Raw genomic sequence first — 26,608 nt, 5'->3', positions numbered from 1 at the left:
AAACGATTCATTACTTCCATTCGTTTATAACGTTTCTGCCTATACCTGATTTAGATCTTCATTATCTTCAACAATTAATATGGAGCCCAGACTTTAGGAATCTAATATGATATCTACAAAATATGTTTATTATAATAGTATATTTACTACGTCTTCTAACCTCATTCCACGAGAACCTTTGACTAGTACAATATCTTGAGACTCCACAGTCCGAGTTAAATTTTCAATCAATGCGTTTTTATTTGTATAGGAAAACACCCTATTCCTTTCAAAATACTTCTGAGCTTCCATTGCAATATGTTTAGAAAGATTTCCATATGTAAATAAATAATCAATCTTATTGGGACTAATTCGTTGACCGATTTCTTTGTGATAATCAACTTCTTTTTCACCTAATTCTAACATATCACCAAGTACTAATATTTTGTTCCGATAACCTACTAGTTCTTGAAAAGTTTCTATTGCCATTCGTACAGAATGTGGACTTGCATTCCAAGCATCATTAATAATCGTGAGCCCATTAGCCCCCATTATTTTTTGCATTCTCATATCCGTGAGTTTTACTTTTTGTAATCCATTAGCTATTGTTTTCATTGGAATACCAAGCTCCTTTCCAACTGCAATTGCTGCTAAAGCATTATAAACATTATGTTTTCCAATTATATTCATCGTAAATACTGGGGAATCATTATGATTAATACAGAATTGCATAAATCCAGAATTCATTTCAATTTTGGTAGGATAAAAATCATTACTACTAGACTGTTCACCAAAGGTAAGGGTTCTTAATTGTTTTTTATGGAAACGATCATTTATTTTTTGTAAGAGTGGTTCATCACCATTATAAATAAAGGTACCTTTTTCTTGTAGTCCGGTAATGATTTCTAATTTGGCATTAGCTATCTCTTCTTTGGATCCTAAATTGGCAATATGTGAAACTCCTATCATCGTTATGATAGCAATGTTTGGTTGAGCTATTGTAGATAACATTTCAATTTCCCCTCTTTGGCTCATCCCCATTTCGAGAACGACTATGTCATCCTTTTCCGAAACTTCTAATACCGTAAGAGGTAGCCCATATTCACTATTTAAATTTCCCTTCGTCTTATGAACTGTGAAAGTAGTTTTTGCAATCGAAGATACCATATCTTTTGTCGTCGTTTTTCCATTACTACCAGTAATACCAATCACTTTCACAGAAAGCTGTTTTCTGTAGTTCTTAGCTAAAGATTGCAGTGCGACCAAAGTATCGTCTACAAAAATCACAGGGATATCTGTGGGCGGATTAGGATGATTTTTTAACCATAAGGTTGCAACTGCACCATTTTTTATCGCTTCTCGCACATATAAATGCCCATCCTTTAGTCGTATAATTGGAATAAACAAATTACCTTGTTTAACTGTTCTCGAATCAATTGATACACCTTCAATCAATTGATTCTCATTGGACGATAATAACCCACTTCCAGATACCATATCTTGAATGTCTATTAATCTTCTATGAATCAAGTTCATCCCCCATTTACCGTTCGACATGTATAACACCTTACCAACTATTACTTCATATAGCCTTCTACTAACTCATTACATCTTTCTTTTGTCAGTCGAGCTTGTGTTGCTGTGAATTGGAATGCCTCCATCGATCCACCATCAAATCCGGTATCCTTTAACTCTTCTGTTGCATTACTAGCCGATCCACTTTTCAGATTACCTCCAAGTTGTTAGTTATTTTTAGCATGGTTCGACTTTCTGATAATGAATAATAAAAGCGCAGTCAGAGAGTTAAATCAGATTACGCCTTCATACATGATCAAAATTTTTTTAAAAAGAGAATACTTCCTGTCTATTCCTTTCCGCAATCATAACAACGGTTATCACCATCATGCTCTCCATACATACGTAGTTCTTTCTTTAATCCACAAACACTACAATTGGTAAAGTGAATTTGTGGTAAAATACCAGACTCCGCTAATTCTACCCACTCATTTTCGTACAATTTTTTACTCATTCCGTAATCAATAAACACTAGTTTATTCTCTTTATTTAATCCGTAATTACTGCTATCTTTTATATCAAAGCAATCAAACTCATTATCTAATCGGGACATAGCTTCTTCATATTTACTTGGGATGTAGATATTTTCTCTCTTTATATCTATTTCAAAGGATTGATTATCCCTCATTGCCACGGGTTTATAATAATCTTGAATCGACACATATTCATCTACATAGTACGTCTTTGCAAATAATTCATGTAACCCTTGCTCTACCATAGCATTATATATATCAAGCTCATTCAGAGATTGTTTATAACCAATTGGATGTATATGTAATTTAACGACATAATCAGATACCCGGTATACTTTTCTAGTAGAACCAATTCCAACGAAGTTTTCTTCCACACTGTATTTATACCAATTTTGTATTATATCTGTAAGCATGTATTTCCCCCTAAACTCTAGTAAACGTAAAATATTATAGACTATCAACTAGATATATATTACATGTTCCAATCTTCTACCCACTGTTTAGGTAGAGAAATACCTGCTTGTTTAAGTGCAACAGAATATTGTCCTTGATGGATCCCTTCGTGTTGTATCGCTGTACCTTGTAACTCAAGTATAGTTAAACATTCTGTACCTATCTTTATAGTCTCAAATTTCGTTTGACGAAATTCATTCGCTAAATCTTCCATACTTCTTTCCAATTCCTCTACTAACCTATTAGTTCTTAATAATTTGCCAGGAAAATGGATAACGCCTGTTCGAAGTCCATCACGGTATACATCTCTTACTCGAACGATATGAATAAAAAGTTTTCTCAAGCTACCTATTTCTGGAATTAATTGATCATCCCATTTTCTTACTGGTGTTGCTTTTGCTAATACGTTCGTTTGCTTTGCTGCATATATAAAGCCATTTACATCCATAATCTACTATTCCCTACTTTTTTGTTTAAGTCGCTCATTATATTCGATTGAACGATTTTTAGGAATGCTTAAAATAGTCCAATCACGACCTTTAGTTTGTTTACCAATATATAGGATTTGGCCAACGTGATAACTTATATGAGCTACTTCCGTTAGTATTGCTTGAAGCACATTCAAAGATTGCTGTCTTAAAGTTACCGTTTTAAGTAAATCCTCTTCTCTGAGATTTTCTAATGTACCAAAAAGCAAGCTCCAACCAGTCTCCCAATTTTCCATAAGTGTTTGCTTCGATTGATGATCATCTATAAATTCAGAATCTCTATCTCGATACGGCTTTTCGCCATCACTAGTCAAAAAATCTACCCATCGTGAATGCATATTTCCACTTATATGTTTCATAATTATCGCGATATTGTTAGATTCCTCATTCGGTTTCCAGTGTAATTCTTCTTCCGTTAATTGCGAAATTCCTTTCTCTGCTCTTTCTTTCAAGTGTCTAAACTGCTGAATCACTACAAAAAGGTATTCCTTTTCCATATTTGCCATAGTAATACCTCCGTTAGTTCTTATTTACTCTTTCACCTTAGTATCGATAAAGTAAGTATCATAAGATTCCTTCAAAATATAACCTAGTTTTTCCGCTAAAAGAACTGATTCCATATTAGCACCATCCCAGTTAGAATATATTCCTATATCAAGGCAGTATAAAATCAATGCAGCAGCTGTTACTGTTGCTAGGTTTTTTCTTCTATATTCTGGATGGGTAGCTATTTCAATCTCAATTCCATCATTATAAACACTAAAGGATGTTGCACCACATACAACTTTTCCATTATGTAATACAGCAAAACCTACCCCTCTATTCATAAAATCTTCAATACTTTGAAACTGACAAATAAAGTCTTCTGAAAGCTCATGTAAAGAAGGTTCTTGTGCTAGACTTGCATCAATTTTTTTCAATTCATATCCTTTTGGTAAATGAGATAATAAGTTTTGCAAATAATTTCTATCAAAATGATCAGGATTTTTTTCAAATCTATACCGTTGAAACTTTTGAATCGAACCTTGATGTACAGATTCAATTCGATCCTTCCATGTGTCATCATTGACTATTGCAAGGGTAAAATCATGCAAATTATAAAGTAATTCTTCTGCTTCCTTTGTATGCGGATTCCCAGCATAAAACACAAAGATCCCAACTGTAATTTGGGCTACTGTAGGATTCTCAAGGTCGTCCACCCATGCTGTACCCATATGACCTTGTAAACATGAGAGAATTATAGTACTATCTATATTTTCGAACATCGATGATAATTTTTTTCTCTGTATAATATCCGCTTCATAAATCATTCGATTCCATCTTTCTTTTTATAATTTTGAACATTCGTTTTTCACTATTTACATAAAACATTCTCAATCCGATTGCCATACTCCTCCTGTACCGGGAACAAAGCCACTTCTTTCATAAAAATTAGCATGATGTGCCTCATAAGTTACCGTCACAATTCCTAAACCAAAACGCTGAGCCTCCTGAAGTAATTCCCCCACCAAGGCAACACCAATCCCTTGCTTTTGATATGCAGGATGTACCATTACATCTTCTAAATATCCATGCTCTAATCCCATACCACAAACATATCCAAAGGCAATTAGTATATTATTTGTTTCATCTCTAACACCAGCCCAGAAATTACAACGATCGAATAAAGTAGGATAATCTCGATCGCGTCTTCCCCAACCGACAAGTTCTCTTAGGTCTGGTACCTCATGGTTTGAAATCGGCATATTAATTATTACTTTGTAGTCCAAATAAATTCCTCATTTCTTTTATAATTCATAAGTAATCGATTACTAGAATGATATAGCATATATCCATATTAACATAATATTCCACCCGGACTACACCGAATATTCACATTTCCATAAACACTTGCAAAATAAATCTGTAAATAGCATTAGCATCTGTATAGACTTACCCTTTTAAGAAATACTAACAATAATCATATGGCTGTACCTTTGGTAATGTTAGAAAGGAGATAAATATGAAAAAAGTAACTTCCGTATTTTGGATTACATTGGCTATTACATTAATCATTTCCCTTTGGGGTTCTTTTGCACCGGAAAGCTTTGAACGTATTTCGAGTGATTTAATGGGGTACATTTCAACCCATTTTGGTTGGTATTATTTATTAATAGTTACGCTATTTGTCTTGTTTTGTTTATACTTAATTATCAGTCCCTATGGAAAGATTAGACTCGGAAAACAATCTGAACGACCAGACTTTAGTTATCCATCATGGTTTGCAATGCTTTTTAGTGCCGGGATGGGGATTGGGCTTGTTTTTTACGGGGTTGCTTCACCAGTCTCCCATTATTTAAAAACTCCTCCGACTGCAGAACCTGGAACAAGAGCAGCATTAGAGGATTCATTACGGGTTACTTTTTTCCATTATGGTATTCATGCATGGGCAATTTACGCAATTATAGCGTTAATATTAGCTTATTTTACATTTCGTCATGGAAAACGAGGATTAATTAGTGCCACTCTTGAGCCATTATTTGGCGAGAAGATGAACGGTCCTTGGGGAAATACGGTAGATGTTCTTGCTGTATTTGCAACCATTGTGGGAGTAGCTACTACTTTAGGTTTCGGTGCTACGCAAATTAATGGAGGTTTTACGTATCTACTTGGAATTGATAATTCATTTACTGTACAACTCATTATCATTTTAGTTGTAACAGTATTATTTATGATATCTGCATATACCGGGCTTAGTAAAGGGATCAAATATTTGAGTAATGTAAATATGATACTAGCTGGTTTGCTTTTTATTGCCACATTATTATTAGGACCAACACAATACATTTTGGATTCACTTACTGATTCATTAGGTGCGTATATTCAAAGCATTCCCACCGAAAGTGTACGTTTAGCACCACATGATGAAACAGAACGGCAGTGGGTTATTGACTGGACTGTCTTTTTTTGGGCATGGTGGATTGCTTGGGCTCCATTTGTAGGGATCTTTATCGCTCGAATATCACGTGGACGTACCATTCGTGAATTTCTCTTGGGTGTATTGATCGTTCCTTCCGTTGTTGGATTCCTATGGTTCTCTACATTTGGAATTTCTGGTATCGAAGCACAAAATAATGGAGTTGATATAGCTGGACTTCCAGATGAACAAGCATTGTTTGGGTTATTTGATTCATTTCCATTTAGTGTTATCCTCTCCATAGTTGCTGTGATTCTAATAGGAACATTTTTTATCACGTCGGCCGATTCAGCTACTTTTGTATTAGGGATGCAAACAACGAATGGTTCTTTATCACCGTCTACAACCGTTAAATTTGTATGGGGGTTTTTCCAATCTGCTATCGCTGCAGTACTTTTATTTACTGGAGGATTGACAGCCTTGCAAAATGCACTAATCGTAGCCGCATTACCATTCTCATTCATCATGGTAATAATGATCTTCTCATTCCACAAAGCCATCCGAAAAGAAAAACTAAGAGAAGACTAAAAGATAAGGTGCCTGTCACTTGTCAATAATTGACAAGTGACAGGCACCTTTTACCGTTGTAGCATTTTTCATATTTTCTATCTTACAGGGAATTTTAATAGTATGAAGGAGTGACGCAACATGTATTTTCACAGACATGAACTGAATCCAATCGGAGATGCCTATGAGGTTGTGCTTTACTTAGAACCCCATCACTCTTTAGAGGAGTTTGCCGAAGAGTTTGGCTTGTCAATAAAAGCAGAAGAGGATATAAATCGCGTAGCAATTGGATATGTAAAAAGAAAATTTCCTACTCTACGTATAGATAAGATTAAAGTAATGATGGGTAGCGCTCTAGTTACTACAATTGTTTTCGGTGGTTTAACACAAGCTTCTGCAGAAGAAAACACAATAGGTGTTGAAGACGAATTTGATACGACTATTCCTGAAGACGATATAGAAATCGGGGATCTTGAAACAGTTCCCTTCTCTGAAGTACCTACAATACCTATGAATGAAGTGGAAAGCGAAGAAGGAACTGCCTTAAGTGATCCTGGACATGTACCTGGAGACTTTTTTTACTTTATTGAAATCGTTGCAGAAAAAATCCAGCTAGCATTAACGTTTGGCGATACGACTAAAGCAGAATTAATGTCCCAGTTCGCTAATGAACATATCGCTGCAGCCAATGCGTTATTTGCTGAAGGAAATACAGACGAAGCAATTAATGGATTAAACAAAGCGCTTGAAAGCCATGAGCTTGCATTAGATTATACTCCAGAACCAAATTCTCTTCATGAAGACGGACCAGATGAAGAAGATCCTGTACCGGAGGAGTTAAAAGACATTACCCCACCAATAGATCAAGGTTTAGTAGATAAGGGTGTTATGGATACCGAAGAGGAAGTAGAAGAAGCGGAAGAACCTGTTAATGGCATACGAGAAGAACTTCAGAATCAATTCAGCAAAAATATAACAGCATTATTGCTTGCTATGGAGAAAGTGAATAAACCAACTGCAAAGGCTATATTGGCCAGAAATGTAGAAGAAGTCTTTGCTAAAATGGAAAAAAAGTTTGGTAAGCTGACCAATATTGAGGAGCAATTTGCTAGTAATTATATTGTAGATGAACCGATTGAAGAATTACATGAAAATATGATAGCAGATCAAGAAGAATTTGAGGTAAGTTTGACCAAGGTTCATGAACTAGAGAATGAATCCTAAACTAGTAAAACGGAAAAGACTGTTTAAGTACAAAGAGGACTAGCAACATACAAGGAAGAAAAAGTCAAATATACAAAAAAAAATAGACAAGCGTAAACAAATCCAGAGAAACAAACTCTTTAGAAAGCTAGACAAAACATCGATACAAAAACAGCAGACCCAAGCTATAATTCTGAATTCAAGCAAGTAAATGCTCAAACCAAAGACAACCCCGGGAAAGAAAACAACTAACCCGAGTTTGTCGAATTCGACAAGTGACAGGCACCGTTAGTAAATCGAGTTTTCCTATTGTTTCCATTCATATACAGGATTAATTTTCCTCATACTAAAAAAGATTAACGACAAGGAGGGTTTATAATGGGAGAAATTAGTCAATTTAAAGGTGGAGAAAAGGCACCAAATAATGGGATTTATATTGAAGTTGGTGAAACAGGAAGTGGTGTAAAAAATCCTCACCAAGTTAAACTTAAGGCTGGAGATAAGTTTCCTGAAACCGCCAACAATGATCGAGTTTGGAAAAAAACACGTAGCTTACAAGACCCAAGTCCACAAAACAGCAGACACACCTCAAACTAATATTGATAATCATAATCTATACTAATCAATGAGTTAGCATTGAGTATAACTCGTGGGGGTGCCTGTCACTCCCTTTTTTTATGAGAATAATAAATAACTTGAAATATTCAAGCCCCTTCCTCTAAAATACAATTATTCATGCTTACATTTTTATAAAAAACGAAAAATCTAATAGATAAAAATGTATTTTTAATGGACTATTTATGTAGAAAACAATAATTTGTCCATTAGACTAAAAAAAGTTTTATGCTACAATTCGATTGATGCCACTTCTTTTTGCTTTTCTTTGCCCAATTTTCCAGTATGTAAATGATTTGAACAAAAGATTGTTTACCAATAATTAAAGGTGGTGAGTTAACTAAAAATGGTCAGTTCACTTAAGAAGATAGATACGATTCTTTATTTAAAGAGTTATACGAATAGGAAATAAAGGAGGAAAATTAATGAATGATAGAAATTGGTCAGCAAATAGCAGTGAGCAAGCCAATGACCATCTCGAAGTCAAGGCTTGGAAGATCGAGTTTTCACATCCAGATGAAAGAGAAGTATATATGGAAAGGTTACGAGTTGGTTCTGAATTTGATATGCGATATCGAGGAATATTTGAATTTTATGGTGCCGATTTAGTTGCTTATAAACTAAAACATAAATCAAGTAACCAGGTTAATGATTTTCTTCGCGTCTTTTCCAAATATCTTACTGATTATTTGGAAGACGATTGTCCCCCATCTTGGGAAGAATGTAGTCATTCCTTTTGTGAATAGCATCTATAAGGTAAAAAATATTGAAGACAATTTAGTAACTTTGATTGATATTGATTCAGCTCAAACCTATCAAATTGTAGACTTCCCTTCAAAAAAACTACTTCCAGGCATCCTACTAGATGGTACGATTGGTAAAATGAACGATGACTTTTTCTGGACGTGGCACTACACAGCATGTGTATATCCAGAAAAAGCACAGCAGTTTATATGTTTTGTAGATTAGTCACTTACATTTACTACTATCCCTACAAAGCTATTTAGAATAAAACAATTACTAAAAAATACGGAAGTAATTCCGAATACGTATCGAGAATGGAACATCTCCTCAGTTGCAGCATATGAACAAAAGCTTTGGTTAGGTTTTACCCATCACAATAATGGACGATCCAAATAATGAAGGAGGATGGCTAATTAACAGACCAAATCGCAGATGATTTGGTCTGTTGTATTTCCTATATATCAATGTTTATTTGATATAATCACTTAAATTAGCATACGAAATCGCAACCCAAATAACATAATGACAATACCTGTTGTCGATGTACTAATTTCTATGTTAATTGGGGTGCTATTTGTTAAGCTGATTTTTATATCCCAAGTAAGTAATTGTAATGTTATGTTAATATAAATATAGGGATTGTTATTCAACGAAGGAGTTATGTTTAAACAATAATAAGTGAGTTGTTATAAAAATGGTATTACCAGATACTTAAAAAATTTAAGGTTAGGGTGATTATTTCTTGAAAAGACATGCAAAGAAGATTCGATTAATCGGATGGATACTAATCATTATCCTAGGTTTTCTTAAATGGCAATATCCAGAAGAAACTTCTGTCATAACGAGTGGTTTCGGGGGACTTATTATAGTGTTATTCGTTTTTGGGTTAAATTTGTACGGGTTGCCAGATTCAAAAAAATCTAAAGATAATGAAAATGAATAAGTCAGCTGGTGCGGGTTTTTCTTATTGCATTAACGAGGGCTTTAGTTGAACAAGAAAATTTAACAAACAAAAATAAATCCAAGCGTTTTGTTTACTATTTGTACTGTTAATTTTGGTGCTAAACATAGTGTGTATTAGTATGTCATTTCAATTGTTATTTTAGATTTTCTCCAGTATCGGAACTACTTTTATTAACGGCCACTCCCCTAGTATAATCAGGATCTTACCTCAATATATAGCTTCTGCAACTTTTTTATTCCTTTGGATATGCTATATAAGAAGATTGTAATCAGCTCCTAGAATTGAGTGGATAGTCATCATGATAATACGAGTTATAGTATTTGGGGTCCTATATGTGACTCTATTATTTACCGCTTTTTTGTATCGACAGCCCCTTTTAGATTGGTTGAACAACAGTAGTTTTGAACTGCTACCTATCATGTTTTTGCTGGCCATATTGTTTAGTACAATCCCGATTATTCCCTTTACAGTATTTGCAGGAGCAATGGGTGCTAAATACGGCATTTGGATTGGAGCAGTGATTAATTGGACCGGAACAGTTGGTGCATCTGTAATCTTCTTTATATTAGCAAGATACTTTTTCGTTGAGTCCTTTCAACGATATATAGCTAAATATGAAAAAATTCAAAAGTTCGACCGTATTATTAGCCAAAACGCTTTTATAGCTGTTTTATTCAGTAGAATGATTCCAATTATTCCTACACCCGTCGTAAATATCTACTCAGGTCTTAGTACAATGTTATTTCGTCACTATATAACGGCAACTGCCCTTGGGCAAATACCTGGGATGATAGTCTATGCCTATCTCGGTAATCAACTATTCACATCCATCAGAGCATTTCTTATCGGTATGCTCATCTATATAGCATTCATCCTCCTCATCATCCCCATCTATCGCTGGTGGTACAAAACAGGATAACGTGGTGCCTGTCACCGACAAGATTCGACAGGTGACAGGCACCCTACATAAAGCTTATACTGAAAATGAATATATTTCATCTGTCATGGTTAGGGGGACAATTAAATGGAGAGATCAATCCGACTTTTACATAGTGATGACTATCCCTTATTGGAAACAATGGATACTGGAATAGAAGATGATTATGTAAAGCGCGTTTTTCACAGACTTTCAACAGGCGATAATCGTTTATATGGTTTATTTTTAGGTGATCAATTGGTTAGTTTAGGGGGAATTAACATATATGCCAAACGATATGCGATGTTAGGAAGATTACGAAGTGACCGTCGATTTAGAGGGCAGGATTTTGCAACCAAAGTAATGACATATATGCTGAAGGAAGCATTTCTTATAGATGGCATTCAATGGGTTGGAGCAAACACCCAAGAAGAGAATGTTCCTGCTCGGCGGGTAATGGAGAAAATCGGTTTTTCCCCATATACAATGCTACATGGAGCACTTACCGACGATACAACCACACTTACCATTGATGCTAAGCCGTGGAAATTAATCGACGACTTACAGCGAAAAAAAGATTGGCTACAGCAAACCTATGTGGATTCATCAGAGGTTTTTCCATACGAATGTTATTACCTATTCCCAGCATCAGAGGATTTGTTTCAAGATGAAAAATTACGTGAATGGTCATTCTATGAGAATGAGGAGAAAAATAGGTTCCTAATTACAAAAATAGATCAAAAAAAATATCACTACCTGCATGTTATCTACCCTTGGAATGACATGACGGAGCAAGTGGGATTATGGGAAACGATAACGGCTGATTACAAAAAGTTATTACAACAAAATGGAGAAGAAACATATATATGGATGGATTTATCAAAAGAAGAAGCTTCGTCCCTACCTTCTAATCACCAATTCACACTTCCATCCCCTTGGATTTTATATGGGATGAATAAAGAGAAATGGGATCAATTAAAGATGTGCCAGGCACTTGTAAAAAATTAACAAGTGCCTGGCACCCTATTTCCGTTTTACATTTTCAATGTCTGTGTCACTAAATACATTAGTTCCATGTCCACCTGTATGTTTAGCTATCCATTCTTTTGCTTCATTATAGGACATACCCGAGTTCTGATTTTTCCTTTTCACTTCTTCTATATCTGTTCCAGCATCAGTATATTTATTACTATCCGTCATGAAAATCCCTCCATTCGATACTATAATTATTTTGCACAGAATACATAATTTCATCCGAATGAAGTTAACCAGTGCCTGTCACCGACAGAAGTCGACGGGTGACAGGCACCTGTCGTTATTTATGTCGGGGTTAAATATACCCCTTCTGTTTACCGTATTCTATCAATCCATCATATGGATCCCCTTCAATTTCAAGAACCTTACAAAATGCTGGTTCCGTTTTAACCCCTTGTTTTTTCAAATAGATAACTTTCTCCTTTAAAAGAGGTATCTCCTCCATTAATTTGCTTTCAATGATCATATGTAGGTAAGCATATTGTTGTTCTACAGGCTGTGCTTGACCGAAAAGCTCATATTCAAACCCTTCATACGTGAAGTTTACCTTGATTACTGGTTCATTCCGTATTTTTTTCCGCTTAATACGGAAGTCTTCAAAACCAGCATATAACCTTCTCATTTCTGTCTCAAATCTTTCAAAATCATGAACTTCCATAATGATGTCCAGATCAGAACCTTCTACATCAATCCCAATAGGAAACGTCCCACAAAGCATCGGATTATATTCACTTAAACTGCAAAAAATATCCAGGTGCCTGTCACTTGGATATTTTTCCCAAGTGACAGGCACCGACAAGCCTACATTTTTCTCCATTAGTCATACCACGCCTTTGTTGGTCGATTTTTTGGATACCCAGCTCTTTCTCTATACTTTTTCCGCTCATTGGTAAAGTCGAACCATTGCTTCTTACTTGTTCGATCATTAGCATAATTAACTACGCAACGGATTTGATCCTCCACACAACTATCAGTCCACACACCTAATTTCTGCTCAAGTTCATCCAGCAGATGAGCACCATCCTTATCTTTTACGTCGTCCAATGAATAGATATGTAATTGCAATACTAGTTTTTCGGCTAATTTCACCCCTATTGATGGAACGATTTGAAACTCTGCTAAACCTTTGATCTTCCTTGCTCGCTCTTTAGAAACTCCTAACACCTGACACAATTGATCCACACTCAACAAATATATCTCCCGAAGTCTCATTTTCTCCCTTCGAAGCTTCCCTTTTTCATCACTAGTTAATGGCAATACCGGATTTGAATTCATAAACTCCCTCCATGACTAGGTGCCTGTCACCGACAAGTTTCGGCAGGTGACAGGCACCTACACTTCCACCTTCGTTTTAAACTTCTATTTCGTATTTGCTGTGTTGGCCGTATATGTTGGCGATTCCTTTGCGTTTATAGTTCTTTTGGTAATAATTGTTTAAATCTTGGTTACTCGCCAAACAATCAAAACGGATAAACTTCTTATCTTTTTCATTGACATATTCTTTTGCCCATTCTATAAGTTTATATCCAATATTTTTCCCAGCATGATCCCGATGGACAACTATTCGATGCAAGTAAACTACACCCGGATCATTGGCGTTTTCTCCCCATATATCACAGTCCCAATCTGTTGGATAATCTTCCAGCGTAATCGTAGCTATTGCTTTTCCATTTTCTTCTACGATATATGTACTATTATTCTTAATTGACTCCAGTACCTCTTCTTTATTACCTTCTAAATCAGTAATATAGTAATCCCATTGTGTTGTATCTTTTGATTGTAACCAAATTGCTGCTTGAAATAATAAATCCAAAACGATCTCTAAATCTTCTTTTCTAGCAATTTTTACTTGATGCATTTCATTAAGCTGAAGTATACTCATTAAATAACTCTCTCCTTGTTATCTATTTTCTACATTTTCCCTATGAACCTTTAAAATTTGTTTTAGCGTTGTATTAATATTAATTAGTGCTAATAAAATGATCCCTAACATAACAAATGTCACGATCTCTCCAGTCAATATTGAGACTGCTCCAAGAATAATGGCATAAATAACATATAAAAAATTGTTCATATCTTACACCCTTTCAATTATCAATAAGATTTACCGAGGAAGTATCGCATAATTTTTTATCGGTAATTTGTCTACGGAAAGTATTTCTAATTTATCAGTCTCAGAAGTTGTCATGACAATACACGGTTTTATTGCTAAATTCAAATAGTGTAAAACTCCTTTTTCAGTTTTTCTCTTAGTTTTTCTAATTACATCCCTTCGTTTACCTGTTATAGATTCTTCCGTACTTTAAAAACAATGAAATCCGCACTACGGAAATCCTCTGAAAAAGCAGGATATTTTCTAATCATCTCTTTTGATGGTTTTGGTTCTACTATTTTCTCTAAGTTAAAGCCTGTCTCTATTAATGTATTTAAATAATTACTTAAAGTTCTATGGAATAATAACATTTTTTCATTATTACCTAACGGCTGCTCGTAAACTCCCTCATAAAAATATTGATCCACGTTCCAATGTAGTTTCTTACCGTCTTCCGTTCTCTCCCATCCACTTTCTGGTGTTACAAAACAGGGATGCAATATGGAAAAGACAAAACTTCCTCCATTCTTTAATAATCGATACATTTCTTGAAAAGCTTTTTCATACTTCGCAAGGTCATGCATAACCATATTGGATACTATGACATCAAATGTACAATCTTGTAAGAAATGTAAGTCTTCACAATTACCATATTGATAATCAATAATAATGTCCTTTGACGTTCTTTCTTGTGCAATTTCTAGCATCCGTTTGGAATAGTCAACCGCAATTACATTCGCACCGGACCTAGCTAAGATCCGACTAAAATAACCTTCACCACATCCAGCATCTAATATTGACTTATTTTCTACTTTCTCTAAAAGTGATAACAATGTAGGTGTTAAAAATACTTCCTTATGCAAGTCTCCTTGTTCACTGTGATTTTGCGAGTAAGCATCGGCAAATCTCTCCCACCGTTTAATTGATTCTTCCGTCCCAACATTTTGGTCCATTGCCTTCCCCCTATACAACTTCACTAATAAAACTCTGCTAACATCGTAACACATAAAATTCCAAATTATTAATAAGAGGATGAATTTTCTATTACGAATTCACTTATCTCTATTTTTCTTCAACTTCCCTTATATGTATGTTTTCATAGCAAAGAATCACCATTACATGAAAGATCCTGTGAATTATCAGTGCTTTCGAAATATAACCATTCCAATAAGCATTGGAATTATCATAAATAACCCTACTGTTAATGTTGGAATTGTAAACTTAGGTGCAAATATCGCACCTATTTCCCCAAGAAAACCAGCAAAAATGAAAGGGATTGCAGTCGTTGCTTTATTCGCCCCTTCCTTGGCATAATACCAAGCATCCCATACGGCATAAGCATAGAAACCAGGATAAAAAAGCATAAAATCATAAACAGTTATATCTAACGCCGCTTGATGATATCCATTAAAATCCAAATGAATAGCTTGGTTTATTTTCCCCAAAATATTATCAAGGTGCTCCACTATAACGAAAAAAACACCTTTCATAAAATAACCATTATATATCTGCCCAAACCCGGGCATTAGCAATGAAAATAGTGCCGCAATATTTCTCATAGGTTAATTTCCTTTATTTGTAATTTAACGTTATTATTATATTATGAAATACATTTTATACTTTAAAAGCAAATTCCTTCACACAACATAAAAAAACGACTAGGAATTAACCCAGCCATTACAATTAATCTAAAAATTATTCTTTCAAAATACTTAGTGCATCATCTAAAATTACGGTTGAAAGTTCATGATCGTGTATGACATGAGGTACTTCTGATGGTTCAACCCATATTCGTGTGATCGACTCATGTTCACGTAGAAAAGGGAAACATTCCGTCACATCCATTCTATAGAAAGCTTGATAAGCGACTAGTGGGTATTTTCCATTAGGATCAAAAAATGGATTATCTTCATGACTAACTTTAATCAAACCAATATATTGCAAAGTTCCTATTACATATCCCTCTTCATAAGTCTCGCGAAGTAGAGCATCTTCTATTTTTTCACCAGGATTAATATGTCCACCAGGATAGTTAAATCCCCTGTTTTTTATGTGTGCTAATAATACTTTTTCATCTTTCATGCATATTGCATGAACACTCGTAATCTTAGTAGATTCTGTAATTCTCATACGAGGAATCCAGGTAAGTTTTAATCTGTTTCTTCCCCAATTAGCATATACCGTCTTCATGTTACTCCCCCAACTTTAATTCCTTCTCAAACATCACCATGTCCATAGCTCTAATTCCATTTTCAAAAATAGGTTGTGGGTAATGGAGAAAAAAATCCTTTTTTACCCCAATTATTCTAAAACCAGCTTTTTGATAAAATGCCAAATTTCCAATACTGGAATTCGCTGTGCCAACAACCATTTTATGCATTCCAGCATATTTTTCATATGCTTCTAGTAGAACTATCTTCCCTATTCCACTTCCTCGGAAGTTCCGATCTAAGCCTATATTTTTTAATTCAACAACCTGATTTTGATGTAATGTAAATAACACGACACCTGCTATTCGATTTTCATAATGAATGGAAAACATGTCTCCATCATATACATACTGTTTTACTACTTCCTCGCTTTCATCAGCTAAAAGCAGGTATTTGAAAAAATCCATTCGATTCTCTTTTTCTACCATCTCTAAACGAACCTTCTTCAATTGTCAAAAATCCCCCATCTTACCTTTCTTTGAATATTAATCATTCACTTTTGACTAAGATACAACATATGTTAATGCTCCACCACGAGCGAGACTTTGTGCTACACATAGACCTATTCCCGAAGTACCACCTGTAATGAGAGCTACTTTATTTTCGAAACTCAATGGATAACCTCCCTGAAAATTATTAAATTTTCCTGATCACTCTGTCTCCAGACACTCAACTTTCCGAGGCATTCTTTTTTAGTATCAAGTGGTAAAACATAATTTGTGTACTTTGAACAAATGCGTAAATTGGAAAGGACCAAAACATGTTATACCCTTTGTCATAATGGAAAACGCCAATCTTCACTCCAACCCATTCCATTACAAGAGATAAACAACACCAAATAAAGATATAAAGTAGATTGTAAAATCCATGTATGTTCAACCGAACGTACAGGTATATAAAAAAATAACTAAATGGTCCATACATAGCATAGCTCAAGACATCTATAATTTGATAAGAGGAGTTATCATTAACATCATAAAAATCCCATGGCTTAGTGCTTAACGTATGGTCGAAAAACATTCCCCAAAAAAAACCAAATACAAAGTAAGCGATACTTTCTATAACAGAAAATATTTTTGGAGTAATCCATATAAGAGCAGCCGTAACAACGAAGATAATAATTACAAACCACTCATTTAAGTCAAATGACTCTTCATAAATTACTTTCATGTTGTATTCCTTCCCAATCTCTAATACATAGTAATAACTTACTAATTCCAAATCCTACAATCATGTAGCCAACATTGACAATCAATGCAAAGAATAAATTCCACTGAATCCATTCCACGATATCAAAGTAAATGAAAAAAACATCAATAAATAAAAATGAGCCAATTGCTCCGATAAAAATTATCATTCTTCTGTATCTAAGTTCCGTTTTCATAAACAAATTCAAAAATATGACTACTAACATGGGAATCATGATATCACGATATATTAGAAAGCATACGAATAATGTAGAATCTTCCGTGCTTTTTAAAAGTTTTAGTTCCATAATCATGATTGTAAAATAATTTTTGGTAACAATTGCAATAACCATAAACAATATAGCATTATGCAAAAATGAAAAGTTCTTTTTCATAAAGAACGCAATATATAATGTGAAAATTGTTAGAACAATAGATATTGGTAAAGCCATATTAGAGCTCCCTTGCTTCTTTTAATTTCCCCCCTTGACCTTTATTCATTTAATAAATTTCTTGTAGTATAACAATAAGATTGAAAGCAATATTGGATCAATAACTGCGGAATACCATATATTCCACCATCCATAATTAAAATATCCCCAAGGCTCAGGTAGTAATGTCAGTAACTCATACATGGTTAATGCTATTACCCAAAAAACGAAGTATTGTACTTGTTTTCGTAATGCACCTTGAAAAGGATACCAATTTAAAAACATCATATTTACTGGTGGAATTAATACAGTATGTGTTGGTAAATCTGCCCAACTAATCTCTTTGTTAAAATACCAATAAGCATGATATTTCACATCAATAAAATTATCGAAACTCATTTGGAATGCGATTGTAAATGCCCATATATGTGCAATTTGTTTTGCTGAAAGTTTATTTGTTTTGAATGCTACAAAGTTAAATACAATAATAGCAATAAGAAGTCCAACCATCAGATAGTCCTTTTTCCTTTTAGTATGACCATTTACCGATGGAAAATCCTACTTATTTTGGAAATCAAGACAAAAAATTCGCTACTTCCAGATTCGTTCGTATTTCACTCGAAAGTTTTCACATTTCAATACATATACATCTGGGTTACTTAACTTCTTCCAATCCTCAAATTCGAATTCATTATCAAAATGTTTAAGTAGTAACGACATAATATTTCCATGAGTTACCATTACTGTATTTTCACTACCACTATTAAATATTTCCAAAACAACTTCTACAATTCTGTTCATCGCTTCCTGACTTGACTCTCCACCGGCAAACTTCACATGCACATCCTCATATGTAGTTTGTAGTTTTTCCATCCAATCAGGTAGATTCTGATTGCTAAGTACACGTTCCTTTAATCGATTATCCAGTTCCACTTCTAGATGACTCTGGTTTGCCAATGGCTGTATTGTCTGGATTGCTCGTTGAAATGGACTCGAAACAATCCGGTCAATTTTTACAGAAGAGAAAAAATGACATAATTCCAGTGCTTGTGTTTGGCCCTCTTCTGTAAGTGAAGCTTCGGCTGGCTGCCCCTCTGCTTTACAATGCCTCACAATGTAAATCCTTTTCAACCTAATCACTCCTAGACTACATCTACTATCGTTTCCTCTTTTTCAATCCTAGCTTTTAATTCTGCTAGCAAAGCATTTATTTTTTCACTTCGTTCTTCTTGGGGAATTTTTTTATGTAGAACAGAATATAGCATGATATCTCTAAGCCGGAAAAACAAACCTATTTGGTTCTTCCATTGTTCTGGTGGTTCATTTTCTGTTTTATACCCTTCCATAAATGATTGTATAAATTCGATGGCAAACTCATTTCTTATTTTCCTTTCTCCTTGTGGATAACGATACAAGACGGAATAATATAATGGAATAGCTATATCAGAACAAAACCAATGGTAGCAACAATCATCAAAGTCAAATATGTGAATTTCACTACCATCAAAAAAGAAATTACCTGAATGGATATCTGTATGAAGCAATCCGAAATTCTCTTTCGTTTGTGGTAATTCGATGAGTTGATTGATTAACTGTTTGGTATTTTGAATTACTGTCTCCTCTTCCTTTGAGATGTAATTTTCAATAGGGATCAAATCGTCTTCATGCCAATACGGTCTTCTTGTAACTTTTTCATTTCGCACATACGTTTTTGTTGCATAATGCATTTTTCCAATTGCTTTTCCCCATGCAAAAAACAATTCACTATTAAATCGTTCGTCATTCACACGAATTGGTTCTCCTTTTGCTTTTGAAAATAAACTACAATAAAAAAAGCTTCCATCCTCTGCTGGGATCGTCACAACATGTAATCCGTCTACAGATTCATAAGTTCTTGGCACGTTCACACCTGCTCTGTACAAATAATTCATCCAGTCCAGTTCTGATATAACCTCTTCCTCACTACGATGAGAGCTGTGCGTAATTCGTAAAATATATGGAGTATCTTTCTTGTAAACTTCAAATACATAATTTTCAAAGTCTCCTAGTTTTTTATATTCCTTTTGCACAGAAAATCGATCAATTGCTTGATCCATTACTTCTTTTGTAAATACTTGTTCCACTATTCTTTCCACAGTAAGCGCTCCTTCTAATAATTAATACGTTTTGTTTTACAACATATCCATATACGATAATACATGCTTTTTAATTTCATCTTTCTCATCTTCTGATAGATTTTCTTCGTCTGGTAAGTATTCTTCCTGGAATATTTTGATGGTGTCTTCTTTTATTAGAATAGTTGATGGTTCTTGAATTTCTTCTGTGAGGATGTCCCCTTCCTCAACATGTTCAACTTTTTCCGTATCGCCACATGCACTCAGGGTAACTATTGACAAAGTAAACACACACGTTTTGATAAACATCTCTGTTATGTCAGTACTCATCAATTCCAATAACTCTCCTTTATAACTATTCAAATAAATATTAACATAATATCCCATTGATCGTTATGCAAAATCAAATTTTTCCGAAATAGTAGACAAAAATAAAAGACCGCCTACAAAGACGATCTTCTAATAAATGTATTCACGTTTAATAAGGTTTCGTATACGTTTTTATATGTTTATAGCTAACGACCTCACCACTCGTATTTACAACAATCTCGTCTATTCCATAACTATTATGCGGGCCATAATAAGGAAAGACTTTTAACGTTATCTCATACAATCCACCTACACCATACACCTGTTTGATGTGAAGTAATTCCGTATCATACGCATCCCAATTAAGGTGACTTGGTGCATCCTCATCATCTTTATAAATCTCAGAAATAGCTGTATCCACAGGTTTTCTTAAGCTACTAATCAACGCAAATACTAGTGTATCATTTAGTTCTGTTTCGGCATCGTTTATTGGTTCTGCATATACTGGTATAAAATTAAACAAATAAATTGTAATAGCCAATATTATTGTTATTTTTTTCATATTATCACCCAGTAATAGTTTCGTTAAGAGTGGATAAATTTATTCACTTATTTCCCATACTATCTTTTAGCTTCATACATTTCATACAGTCCAAATCCGTTTAGTTTTTACTAACTCTGTTTTTGCAAATGTTAATGCATAAATATCAGGCATATCAAGTTCTTTCCAAAAATAAAAATCAAAACTAGAGTTAAAATAATTCATCATTAATACCATCAAATTTCCATGTGTCCCGATTACAACGTTTTTCCCTTCGTATGTTTCCAACGTTTCAAAGATTGCCTGTATTCCTCTATTTTGTGCAACAATATTAGATTCTCCACCTGGCCAAGCAAACGTAAAATCTTCCCAAACTTTCGTGATAGCAGCATCGAAATCATCAACCGCTGCTTCTGATAGCCTTCGTTCTTTATAGTCTTCTACATGAATAACGCCTTTTCCAATTGTATTTGCGACTCCCTCAACAGTTTGTACGGCCCTCTTGTAAGGACTCGAAAGAACAACATCTATATTCTCATTTGCTAAAATTTGCGTAACTTTTTTAGCATCAGTTAGACCTCTTTTTGATAAAGGTCTATTCCATTCATCCGGAGTATAAACAGAATGCGCATGCCGCGTTAAATATAATTTTGTTACCATATCTTCTCCCCTTTTAGGTGCCTGTCACCCGTCGAAATTTGTCGGTGACAGGCACCTTGTTATTCTTCGTTCCAGAATAGGGCTAGGGATCCTTCGCCACCGTGGACGATTAGGGATGAGCTGATTTCTCCGATGATGATGTCTAGGTTTGGTACTTGTTGTTCGATGCGTTGCTTTAGATCTTGTGCCTTATGCAGCTCATTTGCATGCATAATTCCAACTTGTTTTACGCTGTTTTCTTCGCAAGATTTTCTAAACAAGCTAACTATTTTAGTCGTCGCTTTTTTTTCTGAACGAATCCGCTCCAATAACCCCAGTTCACCTTCCTCGTTAATCGAAAGGATCGGTTTTATTTTTAAGAAGTTACCTAGTAAAAATTGCGCTCCAGACATTCTTCCACCTTTATACAGTTGTTCTAAGCTACCAAGTAATATCAAATTCCGAGATTGTTTTGCCGCAGCTCGAAGTTCATTGGCTATTTCAGTCAATTGTACGTCCCTTTCAGCTAGTTCCAAGCCTTTTTGGATTAATGTTGTAATCGAAAAGGAAAGAGAGTAGGAATCAATTACTTCCACCTCAAAATCCACTTGATCTTTTCCAGATGTTGAGCTTGAAATGGTTCCACTTAGTTTATTGGATACATGGATTGCAATTGCGGCATCGTAGTTTTCTTTAAGCAATTCATATAAGTCTGTAAATCTACCGACGGAAGGCTGTGAGGTTTTAGGCACTTCTTTCTCGTTACGTATAATTTCATATAGCTGTTCTGAAGATAAGTCGCCCCCATCCTCATACTCTTTTCCGTTCGAAATAATTATAATTGGTACTACATAAACATCCGGATGATTTCTTAATTCCTCCGTTAAAAAAGCCGTACTGTCTGTCACAATTGCAATTTTCTTTTTTACCATGCTACCCCACCATTCTGTTATCCTCTTATTACATATAATTATACAGTTAAATGCAGATTATACCAAGTGTTAGTAATAGGTACTAATCGATGAATGCAAATAATTCATGTAATATACAATTTTGACAATATAATTTATAATTATAAGGAACAAAGTTGAATGAGAAGTATCTAAGGAGAGTAGGTTTACCATGCTTTTGATAATAAAAATAATTAGAACGACCAGTATATTAATCGGTATATTTATCGTGATCGTTGGTTATTTTTTTATCTTCCACAGTTATAATGATGACCAGTATACATCGTACGTTGACAACTCTACACAAATGGAGAACCAATTCTCCTTAACTAGTGATACTAATAAGAATGGGATTACCAATGAAGTAGAAATTACATCAAATGCGAGAGACCTCGTTGGCACGTTGTACGATCCATTGAAAGGAAGTTTCTACGATATCGGTGGAAAAATGGGGTTCATTGTTTGCATCGATGTTCCTCGAATTGTATTTGGGCAAGCAGGAATCTCCCTTGCTCAACTTTTAAGAGATGATTTCGAAGAGTCCCCTGAACATTATGAAACCGATGAAGGCTCTAACACGCCAGATACCCCATTCTTTTACAGACGGGTTAGAAATGTTTATGATTATGCGAAAGGAAACGATTTGTTAATCAGGCAAGCAGATACACCGCAAATAGGAGATATTGTCTTTTATGGAAGGTATCATGCAACACTCGTTACCTACGTTCATGAAGATGGAACATATGATGAAGTCGAGGCACATCCAAAGCTTATCTTTGTAAAGGAACATAAGAAAAAAGAATGGCAGCCACGTGATGTTGCAAGATTATTTAAATAGCAATTCGCAGTTGAATAGCCGGTTTTCTTCCCATAGAAAATAGGCTATTTTTGTTCTATTTTCTAAATATTTACGTATCAGAACTTTTGGCACTACAAGAAAAGAAGGTGTGGGCCATATTATGGAAATAGGTATTATTTTTTGCTTATAGAGAATCACTAATTGAAAATGTTCAAGAATTTGTTATAATAAGGTGTTCTTAAAATTATTAAGGGGGAACTTTCTTGTCAATCGAAGTAGGCAGTAAGGTAAAAGGTAAAGTAACAGGAATAACAAATTTTGGTGCATTCGTAGAATTACCAGGTGGCACAACAGGACTTGTGCACATTAGTGAGGTAGCGGATAGCTATGTAAAGGACGTTAATGACCATCTTAAAGTTGGAGATGAAACCGAAGTAAAGGTTATTAGTGAAAGTGAAGGTAAAATTGCACTTTCTATTAAAAAAGCTATTGAAAAGCCGGAAGGACAAACATCTTCGTTTTCTAAGCGTCCATCACACAAGGGAGATAAACGCTCAAAAGACTTTCGTTCGAAAGGAAATTTTCAAAAGAAGGAAAGCTTTGAAGATAAGATGAATAAATTTTTAAAGTCTAGTGAAGAGAATTTATCAACCTTAAAACGTAATACAGAAGGAAAACGCGGTGGTAGAGGCGGTAGACGTGGGTAATCACTACTGTTTGTTGGTACTTCTTATATAAATGAAGGCAAACCTGGTTAAACAGGCTTGCCTTTTTTGTTGCCTGCACTATCGTTTTTTAGCAATGACCTATATAATAGATTAGAATGTACTTTAGAAGGAAAAGGTGTTTTTTCATGAGTTTACTGACAGTTAAAAACCTAAGCCACGGATTTGGAGATCGTGCAATCTTTGATGACGTGTCTTTTCGGTTATTACAAGGAGAACATATTGGGCTTATTGGTGCCAACGGTGAAGGTAAGTCTACATTTATGAATATTATTACAGGTAAATTAGAACCTGATGCCGGAAATATTACGTGGTCTAAACATACTCGCATTGGTTATTTAGACCAACATTCTAATTTGAAGCAAGGTATGACAATCCGTGATGTTTTACGTACTGCCTTTCAATATTTATACGATATGGAAGAAGAGATGAATCTTTTATTTGCAAAAATGGGAGAAGTAGAACCAGATGAATTAGAAACACTTCTCGAAGAAACAGGACGGATGCAAGATTCTTTAACCAACAATGATTTCTATACAATTGATGCTAAAGTAGAGGAAGTTGCCAATGGACTCGGTTTGGATGACTTTGGATTAGATCGTGATGTACATGACTTAAGTGGTGGTCAACGTACAAAAGTATTGCTTGCTAAGTTACTTCTAGAAAAACCAGATATATTATTACTAGATGAACCAACAAACTATTTAGATGTAGACCACATTGAATGGTTAAAAAATTATTTATTAGTATATGAACATGCGTTTATTCTTGTCTCTCATGATATACCATTTTTAAATAGCGTCGTTAATTTGATTTATCATATGGAAAATCAAGAACTAACCCGCTATCCAGGGGACTATAATGAATTTCTTCGTGTGTATGATATGAAAAAGCAACAGCTAGCAGCAGCTTACAAAAAACAACAAAAAGAAATCGCCAACTTAAAAGACTTTGTAGCTAGAAATAAAGCCAATGCTGCAACGAGTAAAATGGCAATGTCCCGTCAGAAAAAGTTGGATAAGATGGACGTTATTGAATTAGATGCGGAAAAGCCAAAGCCGGAATTTCGATTTAAACAAGCGAGAACACCAGGAAAATATCTTTTTGAAACTACAGATCTCGTTATTGGTTATGATGAGCCCCTTGCCAAACCGCTCCATTTATCAATGGAACGAGGACAAAAAATTGCTTTATACGGAGCAAATGGTATTGGTAAGACAACACTACTTCGAAGTATACTTGGTGAGATTCCAGCATTATCCGGTACTGTTCAGCTTGGAGAGCACTTGCACATCGGATATTTCGAACAAGAAATTAAAGTATCAAATCAAAATACGTGTATTGATGAAGTTTGGGATGAATTTCCTCATCTGACTCAATATGAAGTTCGTGCTTCCTTGGCGAAATGCGGTCTTACGACGAAACATATTGAAAGTAAAGTCCAAGTATTAAGTGGTGGTGAAAAGGCGAAGGTCCGACTCTGTAAGCTAATCAATCAAGAAACGAACTTACTTGTCCTTGATGAACCCACCAACCACTTAGACCAAGACGCAAAAAAAGAACTAAAACAAGCACTAAAAGAATACAAAGGTAGCGTTCTCCTCATCTCACACGAACCAGACTTCTACGAAGAAATCGTAACAGATACTTGGAACTGTGAAAACTGGACCACAAAAGCCTTTTAAACTTCTTCCTGGTGCCTGTCACCTGTCGAATTTTGTCGGTGACAGGCACCTTCTTTTTTCTCTTGTCCGTGCATATACATTAATACGAGCTTGTGATGGAAAGGGGGAAGAATGATGAGAGCGTCTTTGTCTTTACTTGGTTTACTAGGCATTTTTGTTCTCGTTGGATTTCTAGAAGCGCCTACTGTATCTGATCGTGATGAGAAATCAAATTATTATACGATACATGATGAGACAGAAAGTGTGAGTTCCATAGTAGACGAACCTTCTCTTCCCGATTCTACCCAATATGTATTGGAAGAAACGAGAGAAGAAAAAGGTGAGATCTTAGAAATTTACCGCGAATATGAAATTTACAAAGATGAAAATGGAATTGTTACAAATAGAGTGCCGACTTCAAACTATGAATATCTCCGTTACAATACAGAGGAAAATGATAACAACGTAGCGGATTTTGAATATGATACGGAATAATCATCACTTATTTACTAAAATAACCCAGTTCCTTGAACTGAGTTATTTTTACATTACATACAATTATTTTTCACTATATTATCTATACGGTTGTTGCAAACATTGCTTTGACAAAATTAGTAACCTTATCAACTAACCGCTTCTTCAATTTCCCTAGCAATCATCCATCTTCCATTGGTATATAGCCAGTTTTCTATCGTAAAGAGTCTTGCTAATGTCTTTCCTTCTTTTTCTATTACCTGTTCATAGAACACTACCGCATTTCCATCATCTCTTAAACGAATAACCCTATTTTCAAATTTCTTCTTAGCACCTAATAATTGATGGACAGATTGTTTCATCCCACTAACAGCCTCTTCCCTTTGAAACATAGTAGGTTGATCATGTACACCCCTAAAAAAAGCAACATAATAATTTTCAGTCATTCTCTCTAATGTACAGGTTTCTCCAGAATTCATTGCTTCATTCCAATTACGAGTAAATTGATCATGCATAATTGTAAACTTTTCTAATTGATTATTAGACTCCATTAGCTACATCCACC

General features: G+C 34.8%; 37 protein-coding genes. 12 read left to right on the top strand and 25 right to left on the bottom strand.

Going from position 1 to position 26,608, the window contains the following annotated elements; all coding sequences use genetic code 11:
- Window positions 1-129 precede the first annotated feature (129 nt).
- The 6 genes from ACFSTA_RS17535 to ACFSTA_RS17510 form a co-directional block, all read right to left on the bottom strand.
- Window positions 130-1,509 carry a UDP-N-acetylmuramoyl-tripeptide--D-alanyl-D-alanine ligase gene (locus ACFSTA_RS17535; protein WP_377558187.1) on the bottom strand — a complete coding sequence of 460 codons (1,380 nt, stop codon included), beginning with the start codon at window positions 1,507-1,509 and terminating at the stop codon, window positions 130-132.
- Between the two features lie 334 nt (window positions 1,510-1,843).
- Window positions 1,844-2,440, bottom strand: coding sequence for a protein kinase (locus ACFSTA_RS17530; protein WP_377558128.1), 597 nt, complete (start codon window positions 2,438-2,440; stop codon window positions 1,844-1,846).
- Between the two features lie 59 nt (window positions 2,441-2,499).
- A complete protein-coding gene (locus ACFSTA_RS17525; RefSeq protein ID WP_377558127.1) occupies window positions 2,500-2,928 on the bottom strand; it encodes a DinB family protein in 429 nt (142 codons plus the stop codon).
- Window positions 2,929-2,934: 6 nt separating this feature from the next.
- Entirely contained in the window at window positions 2,935-3,474 is a 540-nt protein-coding gene (locus tag ACFSTA_RS17520; protein WP_377558126.1) for a DUF1572 family protein, read from the bottom strand.
- Between the two features lie 24 nt (window positions 3,475-3,498).
- A complete protein-coding gene (locus ACFSTA_RS17515; protein WP_377558125.1) occupies window positions 3,499-4,278 on the bottom strand; it encodes a GNAT family N-acetyltransferase in 780 nt (259 codons plus the stop codon).
- Between the two features lie 63 nt (window positions 4,279-4,341).
- Entirely contained in the window at window positions 4,342-4,737 is a 396-nt protein-coding gene (locus ACFSTA_RS17510; protein ID WP_377558124.1) for a GNAT family N-acetyltransferase, read from the bottom strand.
- Between the two features lie 233 nt (window positions 4,738-4,970).
- On the opposite strand from ACFSTA_RS17510, the gene ACFSTA_RS17505 reads away from it, so the two are divergent.
- From ACFSTA_RS17505 to ACFSTA_RS17470, 8 genes are all read left to right on the top strand, one after another.
- Window positions 4,971-6,452, top strand: a complete 1,482-nt coding sequence (locus ACFSTA_RS17505) for a glycine betaine uptake BCCT transporter (protein WP_377558123.1) — start codon at window positions 4,971-4,973, stop codon at window positions 6,450-6,452.
- Window positions 6,453-6,572: 120 nt separating this feature from the next.
- Window positions 6,573-7,655, top strand: coding sequence for a DUF5667 domain-containing protein (locus ACFSTA_RS17500; RefSeq protein ID WP_377558122.1), 1,083 nt, complete (start codon window positions 6,573-6,575; stop codon window positions 7,653-7,655).
- Window positions 7,656-8,012: 357 nt separating this feature from the next.
- Window positions 8,013-8,231 (top strand): YjzC family protein, encoded by a 219-nt coding sequence (locus ACFSTA_RS17495; protein WP_377558121.1) that lies wholly within the window; start codon window positions 8,013-8,015, stop codon window positions 8,229-8,231.
- A 443-nt stretch (window positions 8,232-8,674) separates the two neighbouring features.
- Window positions 8,675-8,995 (top strand): hypothetical protein, encoded by a 321-nt coding sequence (locus ACFSTA_RS17490; protein ID WP_377558120.1) that lies wholly within the window; start codon window positions 8,675-8,677, stop codon window positions 8,993-8,995.
- The gene (locus ACFSTA_RS17485; RefSeq protein WP_377558119.1) at window positions 8,988-9,218 is read left to right on the top strand and encodes a hypothetical protein; all 231 of its coding nucleotides are present in this window, start codon (window positions 8,988-8,990) and stop codon (window positions 9,216-9,218) included. The genes ACFSTA_RS17490 and ACFSTA_RS17485 overlap by 8 nt, the downstream gene beginning before the upstream one ends.
- Before the next feature lie 517 nt (window positions 9,219-9,735).
- Entirely contained in the window at window positions 9,736-9,936 is a 201-nt protein-coding gene (locus ACFSTA_RS17480; protein ID WP_377558118.1) for a hypothetical protein, read from the top strand.
- 355 nt (window positions 9,937-10,291) lie between these two features.
- Window positions 10,292-10,876: a TVP38/TMEM64 family protein gene (locus tag ACFSTA_RS17475; protein WP_377558117.1), complete on the top strand. Its 585-nt coding sequence runs from the start codon at window positions 10,292-10,294 to the stop codon at window positions 10,874-10,876.
- 105 nt (window positions 10,877-10,981) lie between these two features.
- Window positions 10,982-11,881, top strand: a complete 900-nt coding sequence (locus ACFSTA_RS17470) for a GNAT family N-acetyltransferase (protein WP_377558116.1) — start codon at window positions 10,982-10,984, stop codon at window positions 11,879-11,881.
- Between the two features lie 15 nt (window positions 11,882-11,896).
- On the opposite strand, the gene ACFSTA_RS17465 is transcribed toward ACFSTA_RS17470, so the two are convergent.
- The 18 genes from ACFSTA_RS17465 to ACFSTA_RS17380 form a co-directional block, all read right to left on the bottom strand.
- Window positions 11,897-12,073, bottom strand: coding sequence for a gamma-type small acid-soluble spore protein (locus tag ACFSTA_RS17465; RefSeq protein WP_377558115.1), 177 nt, complete (start codon window positions 12,071-12,073; stop codon window positions 11,897-11,899).
- Window positions 12,074-12,203: 130 nt separating this feature from the next.
- Entirely contained in the window at window positions 12,204-12,725 is a 522-nt protein-coding gene (locus tag ACFSTA_RS17460) for a DUF4269 domain-containing protein (RefSeq protein ID WP_377558114.1), read from the bottom strand.
- Window positions 12,725-13,183, bottom strand: a complete 459-nt coding sequence (locus ACFSTA_RS17455; protein ID WP_377558113.1) for a helix-hairpin-helix domain-containing protein — start codon at window positions 13,181-13,183, stop codon at window positions 12,725-12,727. The genes ACFSTA_RS17460 and ACFSTA_RS17455 overlap by 1 nt, the downstream gene beginning before the upstream one ends.
- A gap of 76 nt (window positions 13,184-13,259) precedes the next feature.
- Window positions 13,260-13,790 (bottom strand): GNAT family N-acetyltransferase, encoded by a 531-nt coding sequence (locus ACFSTA_RS17450; protein WP_377558112.1) that lies wholly within the window; start codon window positions 13,788-13,790, stop codon window positions 13,260-13,262.
- Between the two features lie 18 nt (window positions 13,791-13,808).
- The gene (locus ACFSTA_RS17445) at window positions 13,809-13,982 is read right to left on the bottom strand and encodes a hypothetical protein (protein WP_377558111.1); all 174 of its coding nucleotides are present in this window, start codon (window positions 13,980-13,982) and stop codon (window positions 13,809-13,811) included.
- A 209-nt stretch (window positions 13,983-14,191) separates the two neighbouring features.
- Window positions 14,192-14,953, bottom strand: coding sequence for a class I SAM-dependent methyltransferase (locus ACFSTA_RS17440; protein WP_377558110.1), 762 nt, complete (start codon window positions 14,951-14,953; stop codon window positions 14,192-14,194).
- Between the two features lie 186 nt (window positions 14,954-15,139).
- A complete protein-coding gene (locus tag ACFSTA_RS17435; RefSeq protein ID WP_377558109.1) occupies window positions 15,140-15,559 on the bottom strand; it encodes a hypothetical protein in 420 nt (139 codons plus the stop codon).
- 136 nt (window positions 15,560-15,695) lie between these two features.
- Complete coding sequence (locus ACFSTA_RS17430) at window positions 15,696-16,190, bottom strand: NUDIX domain-containing protein (protein ID WP_377558108.1); 495 nt, start codon at window positions 16,188-16,190, stop codon at window positions 15,696-15,698.
- A 1-nt stretch (window position 16,191) separates the two neighbouring features.
- Window positions 16,192-16,659, bottom strand: coding sequence for a GNAT family N-acetyltransferase (locus ACFSTA_RS17425; protein ID WP_377558107.1), 468 nt, complete (start codon window positions 16,657-16,659; stop codon window positions 16,192-16,194).
- 220 nt (window positions 16,660-16,879) lie between these two features.
- Window positions 16,880-17,380: a hypothetical protein gene (locus ACFSTA_RS17420; RefSeq protein WP_377558106.1), complete on the bottom strand. Its 501-nt coding sequence runs from the start codon at window positions 17,378-17,380 to the stop codon at window positions 16,880-16,882.
- Window positions 17,364-17,849, bottom strand: coding sequence for a hypothetical protein (locus tag ACFSTA_RS17415; protein WP_377558105.1), 486 nt, complete (start codon window positions 17,847-17,849; stop codon window positions 17,364-17,366). The genes ACFSTA_RS17420 and ACFSTA_RS17415 overlap by 17 nt, the downstream gene beginning before the upstream one ends.
- Before the next feature lie 45 nt (window positions 17,850-17,894).
- Entirely contained in the window at window positions 17,895-18,338 is a 444-nt protein-coding gene (locus ACFSTA_RS17410; RefSeq protein ID WP_377558104.1) for a hypothetical protein, read from the bottom strand.
- An 81-nt stretch (window positions 18,339-18,419) separates the two neighbouring features.
- A complete protein-coding gene (locus tag ACFSTA_RS17405; RefSeq protein ID WP_377558103.1) occupies window positions 18,420-18,959 on the bottom strand; it encodes a histidine phosphatase family protein in 540 nt (179 codons plus the stop codon).
- Between the two features lie 11 nt (window positions 18,960-18,970).
- A complete protein-coding gene (locus ACFSTA_RS17400) occupies window positions 18,971-19,963 on the bottom strand; it encodes a phosphotransferase enzyme family protein (RefSeq protein ID WP_377558102.1) in 993 nt (330 codons plus the stop codon).
- Window positions 19,964-19,999: 36 nt separating this feature from the next.
- The gene (locus tag ACFSTA_RS17395) at window positions 20,000-20,272 is read right to left on the bottom strand and encodes a hypothetical protein (RefSeq protein WP_377558101.1); all 273 of its coding nucleotides are present in this window, start codon (window positions 20,270-20,272) and stop codon (window positions 20,000-20,002) included.
- A gap of 148 nt (window positions 20,273-20,420) precedes the next feature.
- Window positions 20,421-20,813 (bottom strand): DUF3888 domain-containing protein, encoded by a 393-nt coding sequence (locus ACFSTA_RS17390; RefSeq protein ID WP_377558100.1) that lies wholly within the window; start codon window positions 20,811-20,813, stop codon window positions 20,421-20,423.
- 81 nt (window positions 20,814-20,894) lie between these two features.
- A complete protein-coding gene (locus tag ACFSTA_RS17385; protein WP_377558099.1) occupies window positions 20,895-21,452 on the bottom strand; it encodes a histidine phosphatase family protein in 558 nt (185 codons plus the stop codon).
- 59 nt (window positions 21,453-21,511) lie between these two features.
- The gene (locus ACFSTA_RS17380) at window positions 21,512-22,363 is read right to left on the bottom strand and encodes a DegV family protein (protein WP_377558098.1); all 852 of its coding nucleotides are present in this window, start codon (window positions 22,361-22,363) and stop codon (window positions 21,512-21,514) included.
- A gap of 190 nt (window positions 22,364-22,553) precedes the next feature.
- Here ACFSTA_RS17380 and ACFSTA_RS17375 point away from each other — a divergent pair, with 190 nt between their 5' ends.
- From ACFSTA_RS17375 to ACFSTA_RS17360, 4 genes are all read left to right on the top strand, one after another.
- Complete coding sequence (locus tag ACFSTA_RS17375; protein ID WP_377558097.1) at window positions 22,554-23,219, top strand: DUF1287 domain-containing protein; 666 nt, start codon at window positions 22,554-22,556, stop codon at window positions 23,217-23,219.
- A 224-nt stretch (window positions 23,220-23,443) separates the two neighbouring features.
- On the top strand, window positions 23,444-23,887 hold the full coding sequence (locus tag ACFSTA_RS17370) for a S1 domain-containing RNA-binding protein (RefSeq protein WP_377558096.1): 444 nt from the start codon (window positions 23,444-23,446) through the stop codon (window positions 23,885-23,887).
- 146 nt (window positions 23,888-24,033) lie between these two features.
- Window positions 24,034-25,590, top strand: a complete 1,557-nt coding sequence (locus ACFSTA_RS17365) for an ABC-F family ATP-binding cassette domain-containing protein (RefSeq protein ID WP_377558095.1) — start codon at window positions 24,034-24,036, stop codon at window positions 25,588-25,590.
- A gap of 114 nt (window positions 25,591-25,704) precedes the next feature.
- On the top strand, window positions 25,705-26,064 hold the full coding sequence (locus ACFSTA_RS17360; protein ID WP_377558094.1) for a hypothetical protein: 360 nt from the start codon (window positions 25,705-25,707) through the stop codon (window positions 26,062-26,064).
- A gap of 128 nt (window positions 26,065-26,192) precedes the next feature.
- On the opposite strand, the gene ACFSTA_RS17355 is transcribed toward ACFSTA_RS17360, so the two are convergent.
- Complete coding sequence (locus tag ACFSTA_RS17355; protein ID WP_377558093.1) at window positions 26,193-26,594, bottom strand: hypothetical protein; 402 nt, start codon at window positions 26,592-26,594, stop codon at window positions 26,193-26,195.
- Window positions 26,595-26,608 lie beyond the last annotated feature (14 nt).

This window comes from Ornithinibacillus salinisoli, from assembly GCF_042684965.1.
Classification (GTDB): Bacteria; Bacillota; Bacilli; order Bacillales; family Amphibacillaceae; genus Ornithinibacillus; species Ornithinibacillus salinisoli.
The sequence above is the reverse complement of the archived record's forward strand: the minus strand, read 5'-3'. Positions and strand labels throughout refer to the sequence as shown.